Annotated in this window: 15 protein-coding genes; 2 read left to right on the forward strand and 13 right to left on the reverse strand. The window is 28.4% G+C overall.

The window, feature by feature from the left end; translation table 11 throughout:
• Positions 1–120 precede the first annotated feature (120 nt).
• Complete coding sequence (locus Q3287_RS10085) at positions 121–1,011, forward strand: LysR family transcriptional regulator (protein WP_407964030.1); 891 nt, start codon at positions 121–123, stop codon at positions 1,009–1,011.
• A gap of 51 nt (positions 1,012–1,062) precedes the next feature.
• Here Q3287_RS10085 and Q3287_RS10090 read toward each other — a convergent pair whose 3' ends face one another.
• The 10 genes from Q3287_RS10090 to Q3287_RS10135 all read right to left on the reverse strand — a co-directional run bounded on the left by Q3287_RS10090 (position 1,063) and on the right by Q3287_RS10135 (position 12,494).
• Positions 1,063–1,989 (reverse strand): ketopantoate reductase family protein, encoded by a 927-nt coding sequence (locus Q3287_RS10090; RefSeq protein WP_054275611.1) that lies wholly within the window; start codon positions 1,987–1,989, stop codon positions 1,063–1,065.
• 210 nt (positions 1,990–2,199) lie between these two features.
• Positions 2,200–2,784 carry an orotate phosphoribosyltransferase gene (pyrE, locus tag Q3287_RS10095; protein WP_054268753.1) on the reverse strand — a complete coding sequence of 195 codons (585 nt, stop codon included), beginning with the start codon at positions 2,782–2,784 and terminating at the stop codon, positions 2,200–2,202.
• Positions 2,785–2,868: 84 nt separating this feature from the next.
• A complete protein-coding gene (locus tag Q3287_RS10100; RefSeq protein WP_054275610.1) occupies positions 2,869–3,771 on the reverse strand; it encodes a dihydroorotate dehydrogenase in 903 nt (300 codons plus the stop codon).
• Positions 3,764–4,456, reverse strand: a complete 693-nt coding sequence (locus tag Q3287_RS10105) for a dihydroorotate dehydrogenase electron transfer subunit (protein ID WP_074178105.1) — start codon at positions 4,454–4,456, stop codon at positions 3,764–3,766. The genes Q3287_RS10100 and Q3287_RS10105 overlap by 8 nt, the downstream gene beginning before the upstream one ends.
• A gap of 38 nt (positions 4,457–4,494) precedes the next feature.
• The gene (pyrB, locus tag Q3287_RS10110; protein WP_054275608.1) at positions 4,495–5,415 is read right to left on the reverse strand and encodes an aspartate carbamoyltransferase; all 921 of its coding nucleotides are present in this window, start codon (positions 5,413–5,415) and stop codon (positions 4,495–4,497) included.
• 290 nt (positions 5,416–5,705) lie between these two features.
• Entirely contained in the window at positions 5,706–6,728 is a 1,023-nt protein-coding gene (locus tag Q3287_RS10115; protein WP_054268749.1) for an NlpC/P60 family protein, read from the reverse strand.
• Between the two features lie 520 nt (positions 6,729–7,248).
• Complete coding sequence (locus tag Q3287_RS10120) at positions 7,249–8,382, reverse strand: M56 family metallopeptidase (RefSeq protein ID WP_407812024.1); 1,134 nt, start codon at positions 8,380–8,382, stop codon at positions 7,249–7,251.
• Between the two features lie 215 nt (positions 8,383–8,597).
• On the reverse strand, positions 8,598–9,740 hold the full coding sequence (locus Q3287_RS10125; protein ID WP_407964031.1) for a M56 family metallopeptidase: 1,143 nt from the start codon (positions 9,738–9,740) through the stop codon (positions 8,598–8,600).
• A gap of 536 nt (positions 9,741–10,276) precedes the next feature.
• The gene (gene gluD / locus Q3287_RS10130) at positions 10,277–11,542 is read right to left on the reverse strand and encodes an NAD-specific glutamate dehydrogenase (RefSeq protein WP_054268747.1); all 1,266 of its coding nucleotides are present in this window, start codon (positions 11,540–11,542) and stop codon (positions 10,277–10,279) included.
• Between the two features lie 127 nt (positions 11,543–11,669).
• A complete protein-coding gene (locus Q3287_RS10135; protein ID WP_054268746.1) occupies positions 11,670–12,494 on the reverse strand; it encodes a hypothetical protein in 825 nt (274 codons plus the stop codon).
• A 276-nt stretch (positions 12,495–12,770) separates the two neighbouring features.
• On the opposite strand from Q3287_RS10135, the gene Q3287_RS10140 reads away from it, so the two are divergent.
• Complete coding sequence (locus tag Q3287_RS10140) at positions 12,771–13,958, forward strand: class I SAM-dependent methyltransferase (RefSeq protein WP_407814221.1); 1,188 nt, start codon at positions 12,771–12,773, stop codon at positions 13,956–13,958.
• Between the two features lie 130 nt (positions 13,959–14,088).
• Here the strand turns inward: Q3287_RS10140 and Q3287_RS10145 are convergent, their stop codons facing one another.
• Genes Q3287_RS10145 through cooS form a run of 3 tightly spaced genes read right to left on the reverse strand, consistent with a single transcriptional unit; the run spans position 14,089 to position 17,657 of the window.
• The gene (locus Q3287_RS10145) at positions 14,089–15,315 is read right to left on the reverse strand and encodes an NAD(P)/FAD-dependent oxidoreductase (RefSeq protein WP_407964032.1); all 1,227 of its coding nucleotides are present in this window, start codon (positions 15,313–15,315) and stop codon (positions 14,089–14,091) included.
• Positions 15,290–15,763, reverse strand: coding sequence for a 4Fe-4S dicluster domain-containing protein (locus tag Q3287_RS10150; RefSeq protein WP_054268743.1), 474 nt, complete (start codon positions 15,761–15,763; stop codon positions 15,290–15,292). Before Q3287_RS10150 ends, Q3287_RS10145 begins: the two co-directional genes overlap by 26 nt.
• A complete protein-coding gene (gene cooS, locus Q3287_RS10155; RefSeq protein WP_054275605.1) occupies positions 15,756–17,657 on the reverse strand; it encodes an anaerobic carbon-monoxide dehydrogenase catalytic subunit in 1,902 nt (633 codons plus the stop codon). The genes Q3287_RS10150 and cooS overlap by 8 nt, the downstream gene beginning before the upstream one ends.
• Between the last annotated feature and the right edge of the window lie 164 nt (positions 17,658–17,821).

Below are 17,821 nucleotides of genomic sequence, written 5' to 3' on the forward strand. Positions count from 1 at the left end.
GTAAAATAAATATATAATATCGTAATGATTAATATTTTTGATGGTTATTACATCTAGTATAATTATTTGTAGAAAACATATAAAAAATGTAAACTTTCATTAAGTAAGGGAGGTATAAAATTGTTTGAAGAATTAAAAACATTTGTGGCTGTTGTTGAATATAAAAATTTTACTAAAGCTGGTGAATACTTAAATTTATCTCAGCCAAGTGTAAGTAAACACATTAAAAATCTAGAAAATTATTTTAAAGTCATACTTATAAATAGGTCTATTAAACAAAAGACTATTTTTATAACAGAAAGTGGACAAATATTGTATAAAAGAGCTAAGGAAATATTAAATCTTTTAAACATTACCTATCATGATGTAAGTCAGGTTTCAGATGCTATAACTGGTCGCTTAAAGATTGGTGCAAGTTTAACTATTGGTGAGTATATTCTTCCTAATTTCTTAGCATTATTTTCACAAAAGTATCCTGACATAGATGTAGAAATTTTCATAGAAAATACATCAATTGTGTCTTCTCATGTTAAAGATTATGTTTTAGATATTGGACTTATTGAAGGCACTTGCTCTTCACCTTCATTTATTCAAGAATATTTTTTTGAAGATAAGATGGTTTTAGCACTTCCATATAATAGCCCTTTGTTAAAAGACTTCAGCTTTGAAAAGCTACAAGACCAGAAGTGGATAGTTAGAGAAGATGGCTCTGGCACTAGAGATTATTTGGATATGTTTTTAAGTGTTAAAGAGATTATTCCAAAAAGTATGATGGTCTTTGGAAGTAACTATGCTGTCAAAGAATCTGTTAGAAATAATTTAGGAATTACAATAGTATCTAATCTAGTGACAAGCTTACCAGTTTTAAATAATGAACTGTCTGTCATAGAGCTTGGAGGCAACTACAACAGACACTTCTCATATATATATCCAAAGGATATAACTTTATCAAAAGCAGCAAATATTTTTATTGATGAATTAAAAATATTTAGTAATTTAAATAGTTTATAATATTATCTAGATTTAAAATCAACAATTACCAAAGTTATTTATAAAGACTATTTAAAATCTACTTTCAATTACTTTTATCATATAAAAAAAAGTCTGATTTATAGGTGTAGATATGTTGTATTTCTTTCCAAGTTCACAAATATTCTTAGAAAACATATCTACTTCTGTAAGTCTATGAGCTTCTACATCTTGAAGCATTGATGTTCTTCCTTCTTTTGAATGTTCCAGTATTCTATGTAACGAATTTTCCACATCATCTTCTGTAAGACCTATACCTTTTGCCTGAGCTATAGCAACTACTTCTCTCATTGCAGATTTTGCCAATTCTCTTAGATGCTCAGAGCTTTGGAATACCCCATAAGATGCGCCAAGTATAGCTGAGGTTTGATTTACACCAATATTAACCATGTATTTCCACCACATATCTCTTTGAATATCTTTTGATAAAACATATTCTATATTTACACTATTAAAGACTTCTGTTATTATATTAGTTTTTCTATCTTCACTATTATCTTTGTTCCCAAATACAATTATTCCATTAGTAGTATGTATAATATTATTATTAATTTTCTTAGCATCTATATTAGTGACATATGAATATACCATTTTTTCAATTCCAAATCTTTCGCCTATTATATCTTCACTATCAACTCCATTTAATAAAGACATTATTACTGTATTTTTTCCAACTAATCCGTCTAATTCTCTTATATTTTCCCTTAAATTATTATATTTCAAGCCTATAATTATAAAATCAGCCTCTTGTTTATACTCATCCCTAGTTACATAATCAAAATCATACCTTTTCTCATTTATTATGAATCCATCTTCTAAATATCTTTTCTTTCTTTTCTCATCACAAAGAATTTTAAAATCATATTTAGAATTTAAAAATTGTTCTGCGAAAGTAGCTCCTACAGCCCCTACTCCAAAAAATACAACCTTTTTCTGAGTTTCATTCAATTGATTTTTCATACTTACCCCTCCTCAATATATAATAATTTTTTTATATTATACTTATATTGTACTGCTATTATCTCTTTTTTTGTAAATATATTTTTAACAAAAAAACAGTTAGCCTTAGTTGCAAGGCTAACTGTTTTTATCTTTGATTTATATTATATAATATTAGTTTTACTCTAAAAAATTTACACTCTTTAAATACCACTAAACTTAATTGAGTTATTACATCCCTAATTCTTTAAATTCTCTACTTCCAGGTTTAACAACTGGTAATTTTCCTTCTTTGCATAAAGGACATTCATCAGATTCATAAACTTGTATATCAAGCTTTATAGCACTATATATAGGCATACCTATATCATGATTAGTTCTATCTGCTATACATGCAACACCTATAACTTCTCCACCTAATGCTTCCAATACTCTTTTTGTTTCTATAGTTGATTTACCAGTAGTTACAACATCTTCAGCAATTATTATCTTTGCACCTTTTTTAACTTCAAATCCTCTTCTTAACTCCATTGTATTGTCTTTTCTCTCAGTAAATACAGCTTCTTTTCCTAACTGTCTTCCTAACTCATAAGAAACTATTACTCCTCCCATTGCTGGCCCTACTACTAAGTCTATATCTAAGTCTTTTATTTGTTCAACAACTGTACTTAGTACTTCAGCAGCATACTCTGGAAATCTTAATACCTTTGCACATTGTACATATCTATTACTGTGCTTTCCTGAAGATAATAAAAAATGTCCTTCTAATAATGCATCACTCTTCTTTAATATATCTACTACATCTACTTTACTCATATTATTTTTCCTCCATATTAATGTTATAAAATTATTGTTTATTTAATCTATATCTTTTATTTTTTAAGTACTATTTATACTACATTATATAATTCCTTTGATTTCTTTCAAACTCTTTATTCCTTCTTTTTCCATAAAGTCATTAATTCCATCTATTATTTCAAGACCGATTTTAGGATTCATAAAGTTTGCAGTTCCAACTTGAATACAAGTAGCTCCTGCCATTATAAATTCTATAGCATCTGTAGCCTTAGTTATCCCACCCATTCCCATTACAGGTATATTTACATTTTTACACACTTCATGTACCATTCTTAGAGCTATAGGTTTTATAGCTGGTCCAGATAATCCTGCATATACATTCTCAAATACTGGTCTTCTATTTTTTATATCAATTGCCATCGCCTTAAAAGTATTCACTAGAGATACTCCATCAGCGCCCTCTTCTTCACAAACTTTTGCCATTCCTACAATATCTTCTGCATTGGGTGATAGTTTTATTACTAAAGGTAGTTTCGTTATGTTTCTTACCTCACGAACAACTTCTCTTGCTACTTCATTTTTTATACCAAAAGCCATCCCCCCAGCTTTAACATTTGGGCAAGATATATTCAATTCAATAATATCTATAGGTTTGTCATTTAACATTTGAACACCTAATAAATAGTCTTCTAATGTTCCACCTCCAACATTAGCTATTCTAACTAAGTCTAATTCACTAAAGAAAGGTAATTCATTATCTATAAATCCTTGAACTCCAGGATTTTCAAGTCCAACACTATTCATCATGCCAGATGGTGTTTCATGAACTCTCATACCATTGTTTCCAGGCTTTTTATTTAAAGTTAGTCCTTTACTGCTTATACCACCAAGTTTTTGTATATCATAAATGTCATTATATTCTCTTCCAAATCCAAAAGTTCCAGACGCCATTATTACTGGATTTTTAAATTCTATATTTCCAAATTTTACACTTAAATTAGCCATTAAAAATCACGTCCTCTCCCCAGAACACTGGACCATCTTTACAAGTCTTTTTATTTCCTTCATTAGTTTTGCATGTACATACTAAACAAGCACCGATTCCACATGCCATATGGTTTTCAAGAGATACCATAATTCTTGTTTTAGTACCTTCTACCATCTTAACTAATTTTTCCATCATTGGAGTTGGACCACATGTTAATATGTAATCATATTTCTCCACATCAATTATATCTGTTACAAAAGTATTACCTACTGTTGTATGGACTTCGTTACACACTTGCTTATACTCATCTTCTAATATAACATCTTCTCTAAATCCAAGATATGCGTCACAGTTTTTTATATTTTTAGCAACTAAGTATAGTGGGGCCACACCGATTCCGCCTCCTACTAAAGCTACTTTTCCATCAACCTTAGTATATCCATTACCATAAGGTCCTTCTAACTTTATAGTATCATTTACTTTTAGGTTACTTAAAATTTGAGTTCCTTCTCCTACTACTTTATAAAGAAAAGTTATTCCTTCTTCATCTATATCATGTATACTTATAGGTCTTGAAAGTACTGGATAAGTATCCCATGCTCTTAGCATATAAAACTGTCCCATCTTACCTTCAAAATTACCTTTTACTTTCATTCTATACATATCTTCGCCTATGTATATATTCTCCAGAATTTTATACATCCCAAAATCTCCTTTATTTTACTATTATATGAGAGTTATTAATCTTCATTTATACCTAAAAGCTTTATTATTAAAGCCATTCTAACATACATTCCATATTTAGCTTGTTTAAAATATACAGCTCTATCATCATCATCTACATCTATATCTATTTCATTTACCCTTGGTAATGGATGCATTACTAACATGTCTTTAGATGCTTTTTCTAATTTAGATTTATTTAAAATATAATAGTTTTTAAGTCTTTCATATTCTGATTTATCTTCAAATCTTTCTTGTTGAACTCTAGTCATATATAAAACATCCAAACTTCCTATAACATCATCTAGATTATTAGTCTCATAATATGCATGTCCTTTTATAGCTTCTTTTATATAGTCTGGCATTTTCAATTCTTCAGGCGCTATAAATACAAACTTTGTATTTTTATATCTGGCCATAGCCTTAACCAAAGAATGCACAGTTCTTCCATATTTTAAATCACCACATAATCCTATTGTATGGTTTTCTAAAGTTCCTTTTAATGATTTTATAGTAAGTAAATCTGTAAGTGTTTGGGTTGGATGTTGATTTCCGCCATCTCCTGCATTTATAAATGGCACTTCCGTAAATCTAGCAGCCTCTGAAGCTGCACCTGATTGAGGATGTCTCATAGCTATTATATCAACATAACCAGATACTATTCTCATCGTATCACCTAAAGTTTCACCTTTTGATGCAGATGATGAACTAGGCTCTGAAAAACCTACAACACGACCTCCAAGTCTGTTCATTGCAGATTCAAAGCTTAATCTTGTTCTTGTTGATGGTTCATAAAATAATGTAGCTAATAGTTTGCCTTCACATATACGAGAATATTTTGACGGATTGTCAATTATTTTTTGAGCTAATTCTAATATTTCATCTATTTCTTCTATTGAAAAGTCTTCTGGTTGGATTAAATTTCTTGATTTTAACATCTTTCGTCCTCCTTTTTTAGCCTCTCTGAACTAAAATTAAAAGTATTTTTGTACTGTTAGTAGCTTACCACCTTTGCCTTATCCTGTCAAGGGATTGCACAAATAATCATTATATGGAAAGACTACTATTTAATAGTAATATCAGTCTTAATATTGGTCAAATGTAAACCAATACAAAAACGCTCTATATTACATTTAAAATATAATCATTTTTTGTTACCTGATTAAATTAAATATAGTATAGAGCGTTTATATTTATGTATTTATCAATTTGTCATATTACAAGTTGATTATAATATTCTTTTTGCTGTAACAAATCTTGCTGTATAGTATGCTGAATTTATACTAGTCACACGAACTGTTTTTCCTGTTGATGGAGAATGTATCATATTACCTCCACCTACATATATACCAACATGGCTAACAGAACCAGAACCATTAGTTGTGAAGAATACTAAGTCTCCTGGCTGTAAATTTGCTTTACTTACAGTTTGTCCATAATTAGATTGTGCTTTAGATGTTCTTGGTATTTTCTTTCCTACTGCATTTCTATATACATATTGTGTAAATCCAGAACAGTCAAAAGTGTTTGGTCCTTCTGCTCCCCAAACATATGGGCAACCTTGCTTAGAATAAGCCAAGTTAAGTACAGCTTGAACTGCATTAGAGTTAGCTGTTGGCACATTTGAATTATTGTTTTGTTGAGTGTCATTTGCATTATTTTGTTGATTGTTATTTGTAGAATTTCCATTTTGATTAACACTTGGATTTACTTCTGGTTCTTCTATTACTGGAGCTTTATCTGATATATAAGATGCTTTTACATACCCTTCAGTTCCTCCATCTTTAACTTTCAACCATTCTCCACTTTCTTCCAACACCAATAAAGAGCTTCCTTTTTCTAGCTCTTCGATTACTTCTGAACTTTCACTCTTATCTTTTCTTAAATTTACTTTATCAGCGTTAGTATATCCTACACCTTCAGATATATCTACATATCTAGTAGCTAACCAACCTTCTCCATCTTCAACTTTAACCTTAACCCATTCTCCTTGAATTCCTAGAACAGTAAATTCATCTCCAGAATAAGCTATGTTTTGAACTTGACCTTCTTCTCTTATCTTTATAGCTACTCCATCTTTTATCTTTGCAACTTTATATTTTACTTCTTTATATTCGCCTAAATTTAATTCAGTATTTGTTTTATCATCCTTATTCTGAGATGAATCATTTACTTCATCCGCATTTACAATTGAACTTACTGATAATGCCATAACTGATGCAAATACTGGTATTAATATCTTTTTCTTCACGATAAACCTCCTAAAATTTTCCCATAATTATCTTATGATTCTATTTTGTAGGTGAAGTGTACCTAAGGATAAAATATTAATACACAATACATTAATAAAAGCTCTATCTGTAACTTTTTTGTAAACCACTTTATATAACTTTTATAGTATCATTATATTAATAAAATAAATCAATTAGTTTATCCAATATGTCACCTAAATATACATTATTTACTTAATTATATAATACGAGTCTGTAAAAGTAAAGAATTTTGTACCCTTAGAGGCTAAAGTACGCATAAATATTGTTTTATGTGTTTTTTTATGCGTTTCTATGTGGCATATATTTTTTGAGGGAATAACTACAAAGTTGGTCATTTTGTGATTTTTTTAACTTTATGTAAATAAAAATCTACTTCTACAGTAGTAACTTTTATATAATAGTTATCTTAAATTAATTCTGTGAGAATCTGTCATAAAATTTTGCAAGAACCTCTTTCACAACATCGAAATTTTAAGAATTAAAATCTGACTTATTTTCCTAATCTTTTGATAGACTATCATAATATCTTACACCAACACCTATTGGGTCAGAGTCTTTTGGAATCACCCCCAGTTCTTCACAATTTCTTTTATGTCTTTCTCTTACACTTCTAGGAGCATCTTCATATGTAAACTCTATAGTTGTAAAAAGTCTACTCTTAATAACTTGTGCATCTTCCATATCCTTAGGTAATACATTAAAATTAATAATACTAGTTGAATTAACTTTTAGAAAAGTAATAGAAGATAATAAACACAGAGTTAATGCCATTAATATACCATTCTTATACTTCTCATTAAACATATTCTTCACTCTTTTTTTAATGTCAGATTGCTTGTGTAGACCAGCTATAAATTTATTTGAAGTATTTGAGCCCTTTCTCATTGCATTTAAAATTGTTAATGCATAATCTTTCTTTTCCTCTGAGCTACGATTTTTTAAAACTCTTTCATCACAATAAAGTTCACAATCTAAATCTATATGTTTATCCATTATATATACAAATGGATTAAACCAATATACTATTTTTAAAAACAAAATTATATATTTTAAATAAAGATCTCTACTCTTAAAATGCATAAGTTCATGCCTAAAAATCCAGTCTAGTTCTTCTAACTTATAATCATGTGGTGGTAAAAGCACACATGAATTAAAAAATGCTGGTGTTTCAACTTCATATGAATATTTGAGTTTTATATCTTTTTCTATATCAAATTCTTTTAATATATTTTTATAAAGATTTATTATCTCTTCATCTTTAACTTCATAAGATAAATCATTTATTAAATTTTTAAGTTTTGTATATTTAAATATAGTATAAATTAAATATATCACTACTGAAACAGTCCAAGTGTACAGCAAAATACCACTAATCATATTTGATACACTATTAAATCCCTCTAAATTTAGATTATTAATATTAATATCCTTTTTGCTCCTCAATATGTTTATTGTAAAAGTATAATATGTAAATGGTAAAAATAATTTAATAACAACTATCATCCATATATAGTAATTAAATTTTTTGCTAAATCTTTTAAATAAATTTTTCTTAAAAATCAATATCAAAAGTATGCTTAAACTGCTTACTATAACAGTTCTAAAAATCCCATTTAAAATGAAATTTGACATGCATTATCCCCCATCTTATTTTACATCTGAATATGATTGTTTTAAATTTTTCAACTCTTATAAACAATAATTTGTTTCATTTGCTTAAGTTCTTTCTAAATATATACTTTCTATTTTTATTATATTAAATATATACATTTATAAAAATATATTTTTTCTTAATAAATAACTGTTTAAAACTTTATAATTATTATAAATTACAATCTATTAAAATATTACTTTCTTAATTTTTTTGATAAACTGTCATAATAATTTACGAAAACACCTATTGAGTCAGAGTCCTTAGGAATCACTCCTAGTTCTTCACAACTTTTTTTATATCTTTCTCTTACACTTTTAGGAGCATCTGCATATGTAAATTCTATCGTCGTAACAGTTGTACTACCAATAATGTGTGCGTCTTCCAAGTCTTTAGGTAATACATTAAAATTAATAACACTAGTTGCATTAACTTTCAAAAAAGTAATAGAAGATAATAAACACAGAGTTAATGCCATCAATACACCATTCTTATATTTTTCATTAAACATATTCTTTACTCTCTTTTTAATATCAGATTGCTTATGTAGACCAGCTATAAATTTATTTGAAGTATTTGATCCTTTTCTCATTGCATTTATAATCGTCAAAGCATAGTCTTTTTTTTCCTCTGAGTTTCTATTTTTTAAAACTCTTTCATCACAATAAAGTTCACAATCTAAATCTATATGTTTATCCATTATATATACAAATGGATTAAACCAATATACTATTTTTAAAAATAAAATTACATATTTTAAATAAAGGTCTCTACTCTTAAAATGCATAAGTTCATGCCTAAAAATCCAATCTAGTTCTTTTAGCTTATAATCATGTGGTGGTAAAAGCACACATGAATTAAAAAATGCTGGTGTTTCAACTTCATATGAGTACTTGAGCTTTATATCTTTTTCTATATCAAATTCGTTTAATACGCTTTTATAAAGATTTACTATCTCTTCGTCATCAACTTCATAAGATAAATCGCCTATTAAGTTTTTAAGTTTTATATATTTAAATGTAGTATAAATTAAATATATCATTACAGATACAATCCAAAAGTATAGTAAAATACTACTAATCATAGTTGAGATATTATTAAATCCCTCTAAATTTATGTTGTTGATATTAATATTTTTTTTACTTCTCAAGATATTTATTGTAAAAGTATAATATGTAAATGGTAAAAATAATTTAATAACAACTATCATCCATATATAATAGTTAAATTTTTTACTAAATCTTTTAAATACATTTTTCTTGAATATTAATATCAGAAGGATACTTAAACTACTCACTATAACAGTTCTAAAAATCCCATTTAGAATAAAGTTAGACATATATTTTTCCCCTATCTTATTTAATAGTGTTTTATAGTTAATTTTAGTTATCTCTTAATACTTTCATATCATATTTATTAATTAAAATATATAATTTCTTTAATAAATAACTATGTTTTATTATCTTATAGTTATTTTAAAGTATAATTTATTGAGACATCCTTATATTTAATTATAGCTTAGTAATGATTACTGTGCATTAAACATCATTAATTAATTTAATTATCTATAAATTTGACAGTTATAAATATATAAAGTCGAAGTTATAATAGAACAAAAATACTTTTCTTAAAAGTTAATATAAAAAAATACATAAGCTACTTACTATAAGAGTTCTAAAAAGTCCATTTAAAATTAAATCAACCATCAATTCTCACTTATCTTACTTATAGTATTTCGAATTTTGAGTTACATAATTTATAAATTAAAATAAAAAATGGCCCCCATTATCTGAGCCACATAATTTAAGGGCTGTACTATGTACAGCCCCTTTATATCTTAAATAATTATATCCTATTATTTATTAAGAGTAAATCTTAGTACCATCCTCTTAACTTCATAGCTTCAGCAACTTTCTTAATTGAATGCATGTAAGCAGCTTCTCTCATTGTAACATTGTACTCTTCTTTGATTTTCCAAATAGATTCAAATGCTTTAACCATAGCTACTTCTTCTTTTTGCTCTACTTCTTCTTCTGACCAGTAGTATCCGTATAAGTTTTGTACCCACTCGAAGTAAGAAACTGTAACTCCACCAGCATTAGTTAATATGTCTGGAGTAAGAACTATTCCTCTTTCAGCAAATACTTCATCAGCTTCTGGAGTAGTTGGACCATTAGCAGCTTCACAAACTAATTTAGCTTTTATAGATTCAGCAACTTCTTTAGTTATAGAGTTTTCTAATGCAGCTGGTATTACTATATCAACATCTGAAGCCCAGAACTCTTCTAAAGATATTCTCTTAGCTCCTGGGAAGTTTAATAAGTTACCATGCTCTTTTATATGATCTAACATAGCTTGACCATCTAATCCATTTTCATTGTATATAGCATAAGAACCTTCTGATTTACACCATTCAGCCATAGCTACAACAGTTCCACCAAGTTTTTCACAGTTAAGAACTGTGTAAGAACCAACGTTTCCTATACCTTGGATAGCTAATTTAGCTTTTTTCATATCTATTCCTAATTTAGCAGCAGCTTCTCTTGCAGTAACAGCAACACCAAATCCAGTAGCAGCTGTTCTTCCTAAAGAACCACCAAATTCAACTGGCTTACCAGTTAAAACACCTATAGCACTTTGTCCAGTTAATTTATTGTACTCATCAACCATCCAAGACATTATTTGTCCATTAGTGTTTACATCTGGTGCAGGAACGTCAACTTTCTCACCTATTAATTTATATATTCCATCTATGTATCCTCTACTTAATCTTTCTAATTCACCTTGAGATAAAGTTGATGGATCTACTATTATTCCACCTTTACCTCCACCATATGGTATACCTGTTACAGAACACTTGAAAGTCATCCATATAGATAAAGCTTTTACTTCGTCTCTTGAAACATTTTGATGGAATCTTATTCCACCTTTTGTTGGCCCTACTGCATCATTATGTTGTGATCTAAATCCTTTAAAAGTTTTTATAGATCCATCATCCATTTTAACTGGAATTGAAACTTCTATAACTCTCATAGGTTCTTTTAATAATTCATAAACTGCTGGTTCCATACCTAATTTATCACATGCATTTTTTACTTGAGATTGCGCCATCTCGAAGACATTTACATCTTTTCCTGACATTTGAAAGCCCCCTTATAAATACGTTATAATTATGTATACTCCATTTAGAAAAACCATTTCCTAAATTTACAGTTTAATTATAGCACACTTTATTGCAAATTAGTATATCATTTTTTCAGTTTATTTTTTAACATGGGAGGAAGTTTATTTTTTTAATTTTATGAATGTTAATATCTATTTTTTGTACATTAACTAAAGTCATTTTCTCAATAGACTTTTTTATTATCTGTTGCATACCTTCAATTTTTTTTATAAATTCTAAATCATTGATATTTATACTTACAAAAATATTCATAAAATTATTGCAATTCTCTATATTGATTTTATTTATTCTATCAATGCTTTCAAAGTTGTATACTTCATATTCAATAATCTGTTTAATTACATCTTCATTGATATAAAATTTTCCAATATAGCTAAAGGTTGGTCTTATTATTGTTTTTTCTAAAACTACCATACTTCTATTATTTCCTTTTCTAAAAAGCCTCTTTAATGGATTTATACTAAGACCACTTGCCATACTTTTTATTTCAACTGCTGGAACAGGAATTACATGATTTCCTTCTTTTCTAGATTGTTTTGCTATTTCTATTTCATATTTAGTGCTTATATCTTGAATATTTATAAACTTATCGATTCCTTCAATTGACAATCTATCTACAATCTGATTAACCATTTTTTTTGATGTACCAATAATAAGAATCTTGCTTATATTTTCATTTTTAATTGTATCTCTAACTTCTTTCCTATGCTCCAAATTATAAAAAATAGCTCTTTTAACTGCTTCTATAGTAGTATTTGCTTGTTTTGCTGATATTCCAGCTAAAACCTTGTTTTTATATATTAAAATTCCATCATCAATTATATAATCTATATCATTTTCATATGCAAACTCTAAAGCCTTAAAACTCTTTCCTGTACCACTTGACCCAACCAAGGCATATACTTCCATTTTACATCTCCTTCATAAAATAGCTTTAAGCTATTTACTCAAAATTTTATTACACTTTATTGATTAAAATTATTATATCATTAACAGTTGAATATTATATCCAATACGAAATTTTATAAGCAAAAAATATACCACAATATGAAATTCTCTTACAAAAGACAGATTTCCTTCAAACAAAAAATTTATTGAAAAAATTTTACTTTTTTAAAAAAAGGAATATAATATATTTTAAAGCAAGAAAAACTTACTGGATTTACATTAGAAGGAGCTGGTAATATGAATATTACAAAAAATTTTTTAAGAGACTATTTAGAAAGATTTGGCGAAACACCATTTCTAGTTAGGCTTAAAGATGGAGAAGAATTTCTAATTGGAGATGGCTCTCCTCAGTTTAAAGTTATTGTAAATAATGATATTAGCAAATCTGAACTACTAAAAAGTACATCTTTAGCACTTGGAGAAGCCTACATAAATAGAGATATTGAAATTGAAGGAGATTTATTCTTAACTTTAAATCTACTTTTAAGACAAATAGACAAATTCAATATTGATAATTCAGCTGTAAAACATCTATTACACTCATCAAATTCAATGAGACATCAAAAGAAAGAAATACATGCTCACTACGATATTGGTAATGATTTTTATAGTTTATGGTTAGACAATACACTTAGTTATTCTTGTGCATATTTTAGAAATGATAATGATACTCTTTATGAGGCTCAAGTCAATAAAGTTCACCACATATTAACTAAACTAAATTTAAAAGAAGGTATGAGTCTTCTTGATATTGGTTGTGGTTGGGGATTCTTACTAATAGAAGCAGCAAAGAAATATAAGATTCATGGTGTTGGAATTACACTTAGTGAAGAACAATATAAAGAATTTAATAAAAGAATTCAGGAAGAAAATCTTCAAGATTATCTTGAAGTAAAGCTTATGGACTATAGAGAGCTTAAAAACTCAGACCTTATGTTTGATAGAGTTGTAAGTGTTGGTATGCTTGAACATGTTGGTAGAGAAAATTATGAGCTTTTTATTAAAAATGTAAATGCTGTTCTAAAGGATGGTGGATTATTTTTACTTCACTATATAAGTGGTCTTAAAGAGTCTTATGGAGACCCTTGGATAAAAAAATACATTTTCCCAGGAGGGGTTATTCCTAGTCTAAGAGAAATGATACATATCTGTAGTGATTACAAATATCATACTATAGATGTAGAAAATTTAAGATTACATTATGTAAAAACCTTATTATACTGGCAAAGAAATTTCTATGAAAATCTTCCAAAGATTAAAGAGATGTTTGATGATAAGTTTATAAGAATGTGGGACTTATACCTTTGTTCTTGTGCTGCTGCTTTCAACACTGGTATTATAGACATACATCAGATACTTTTCACCAAAGGTATAAAAAACGATTTACCTCTTACTAGAGAATATATGTATACTTGTTCAAAATAATATCTTTACAAACTATAACATAATCTAAACTTAGTTATAAAAATAGAGCTATTTCTAAACAAGATTACTCATTCTAGAATAGCTCTATTGATTAATTTATTATATTGTAAGCATTGCTCTACATATATCTTTATACACTATAGCAAAACTCTCCATTTTCTTTTATATTAAAAAAGTCTGCATAACATACATCAAATATCCTATTTTCTAAATCATATATTTCAACTTTGTTTTTTATCAAATACGTTAATACACCAACATATGAAATATCGCCTTGTACAACAGCTCCATAAATTATATTGTCCTTAAAAACGAATTTTTTATAATCATTAATCCCATCTCTAGTTAATACTTTATAGCTATTATCTACTGGTGTATTCATACCTATAGAGATGGTTGGTATATCCATGAAATTCATGCTATTTTTAAAAGCAAATTCATCTTCTATCTTTTTATCTTTTCCAACCATATTGTACGCAGCTACAATTCCTTGCTTTACTGCTAAAGGCCAAATAGCATTTTTACCAACAACATCACCAGCTGCATATATATCTTTTTGTGTTGTTTGGCACATATCATCTATTACTATACCTCTATCATATTCTATTCCTGTTCCATCTAGAAAATCAGCATTTGGTTTAACTCCTGTAGCCACAATTACCATATCAGCATCAAGAATCTCTCCATTTGAAAATGCAACACCTTTAACATTTTTATTATCATCCAAGACAATTTCTTGGATTGATGCACTTGGGTAAAATTTCACACCCTTTTCTTTAAACTTGTTTTCATATACTGAAGCTGTATATTCATCTAATTGTCTATCTAAAATGTATTTTTCCATAAATGCTACAGAAATATTTAACTGCTCATATTTAAATAATCCAACTAATGCATCTATACCAACTAGCCCAGCACCTATTATAACTACATTTTTAGAGTTTACTGCTTTTTCTTTTATTTTATAAATATCATCTATGTTTCTCACAGAATATACAAAATTTCCATCTCTTAAATTTTTTATTGGAGGAATAGCAGAAGACGCACCTGTAGCTATTAAAAGCTTATCATAATTTACAGTAATATCTTCTGTCTGAACTACCTTTTTATTTATATCTATACCTTTAACAGTTTCACCTGAAATCCAATTTACATTATTTTTCTCCATAAAATCTTCATCAACAAAATTTATTTGTTTTAAAGTTCTGTGTTCAGATATAACATGATGTAACATACATCTTGAGTATATATTTTCATCTTTAGAAATTACTACTATATTTGAATCTTTATCTAATTCTCTTAATGTTTTTACTGCATTGATACCAGCAGCACTAGCTCCTAATACTACATAATTCATCGTTTTCCTCCTTCTGTAATTCAATTGCTCCACTTGGGCAATTAGCTACACATCTAGGATATTCCTCATCTTTACATAAATCACATTTAAGTATGTTTTGCTTGCTTCTGTCATCTGGCTTTAATAATCCATATGGACAAGACATTACACACATATAACATGAACCACATTTTTCTTCATCATACGAAACGATTCCACTTTCACTATCTTTATGCATTGCACCACTCATACATGCTAATACACATTCAGGTTCATCACAGTGTCTACAAAGAATTGGAACTGGATTATTATGCTTGCTATCTAACTCTATATGTCCTCTACTATCATTATCTATATTTTCTAAATCAAGAGTATACATATCATAGTCTTTATTGTGTTTTAGCATACATGCTAATACACAACTCTTGCATCCTGTACATAAATCTTTATTTATAAAAATTCTATGCATTACATTCCACATCCTTTAACCCTAAATTTTTTCTTCTGTCTATTATTATTTCTTCTAATTGATTAGCTGAAGATTTAGGGTCTGGATTCACTATAACATGTCCTCCTGTTAAGTCTTTTAATTTTTCTGTTAATACTTCTGTTACTAATTTTCCTCCTGTTATAAATGGAGGTAAAGCTAAATGAAGAGGTAAACCAAGAGCAAGACCAAAAGCTCCATCAGCTAATGCTTGTTCTTCCAACCATTGTGGCGCTGAAAGTACCAATGGTAATTGTGGTAAGTCTATTCCAAGCTCAGCTGCTAATTCAGTTGCTACTATTTCTAGTCTTCCTATAGCTAGACATGGACCAAAGTTTAATACTGGTGGTATCCCTAGAGTCTTACATACTTCTTTTAAGTTTTCTCCTGCTAATTCTTCTGCTCCAGGTGACATAAGACCAACATTTTCTAAGCCTCCAGTAGAACATCCTGCAGAAAGAACTATGATATCTTTTTTAATCAATTCTTTAGTAAGCTCAACAGTATTTACATCATGTCCTCCTGCTGTCATATTTGAACATCCTACAACAGCTGCAACACCTTTAATTTTTCCTTCTGCAATTAAATTAATAAGAGGTTTCCATGAATCTCCTAAAAACGCTTTTAAGTTCTTTTCACTTACACCAGTTAAAGATTGCTCGAATCCATGGTCTTTTGGTATATCTATTTCAACACTTCCTCTTCTCTCCTTATAAGATTCTAATGCTTTTTCTATCAATGTATTACTAAGTTCATCTAATTTACTTCTGTCTAATCCTATATATTCTGCATTTGCTTTTTTGGCAACATCATCTAAGCAAACCATTTTAACTTTATATTTATCTGCTATTGGCTCAAGACCTGGTATAGTACAGTTAAACTCTGAAAGAACTATATCTATTGCTCCAGTTGATAAAACTGCTTCACTTGTAAAATTGTTACCTGCATGTCCAGCAAATACTTCTTGATAATGTTCTCCTCTTAATTGTAAATCTTGACCAACGCAAGTACATCCTACTAACTTAAAGCCTTTTGCTCCAGCAGCTTGAGCTAATTTTATAACATCTTCATCTTTTAATCTATCTTGGAAATTTGCAAATGTTGAATGTTGATGACCTGTTATCATTATATTTATGTAGTCTGGGTCTATTACATTAAATCCTACAGGAGCCATTCTTATAACTGGTTCCCCTAACATAACATCATTTAAAAGATTAGTTAGTGTAAGACCATATAATCCTGTTGATATACCTAGATTTAAACAGTTAACTAACATATCTACTGGATCACTATTTAAATTTGTTGATGATTTTACTATTGCATCAAAAACTTCTGACTTTGCACCACCAGGCATTATACCTAACTCTTTCCATTTCTTCACTCTAGGTGCATAAGCTATTTTTTCTACCAATTCCATTTTGTCATCTCTTGATTTATATAAATCATTAATAACTTTATCAGCAACTTTTATACATTTATCATATTTTTCATCACTTTCAATTCCAAACATCTCTGCTAATTGATTTAATGTTTTTTCTCCTTTAATAACACCTTTAGTTATTCCAACATTCTTTAAATTCTTAGCTGTATTTTCTACCACATGTAAATAACAAGCTGCTCCTGATGCTACAGCTCTTAAAAAGTTTCTTGCTACTATAGTGTCTGCATCTGCTCCACATATACCTCTTGGAGATTTAGGAGTTACTCTACATGGTCCATTTGAACAGAGTCTACAACAAACCCCCTGAAGTCCAAAACCACATTTAACTTTTTGATCTTCTGTTCTATGAAATGCTGTTTCAACATCCTTTGAAGCTACAAAACTTTCTAATTTCTTGTCTGCGCTTTCGCACATTTTACAAGTGTTACAAGCCATTACAAATTCCCCCTTATATTTTTATATTAAAAAAGTAGATTAGATAGCTTTATTATAATTGATTATAATTTAACTATTAAAATCTACTTATTTAATACCACGTTTTACCATATCCTAAACAAAATATAAATTATTAAAATAAATATATATATTTATTTTTTTTT

Source organism: Clostridioides sp. GD02404 (assembly GCF_045898275.1).
GTDB classification, from domain to species: domain Bacteria; phylum Bacillota; class Clostridia; order Peptostreptococcales; family Peptostreptococcaceae; genus Clostridioides; species Clostridioides difficile_A.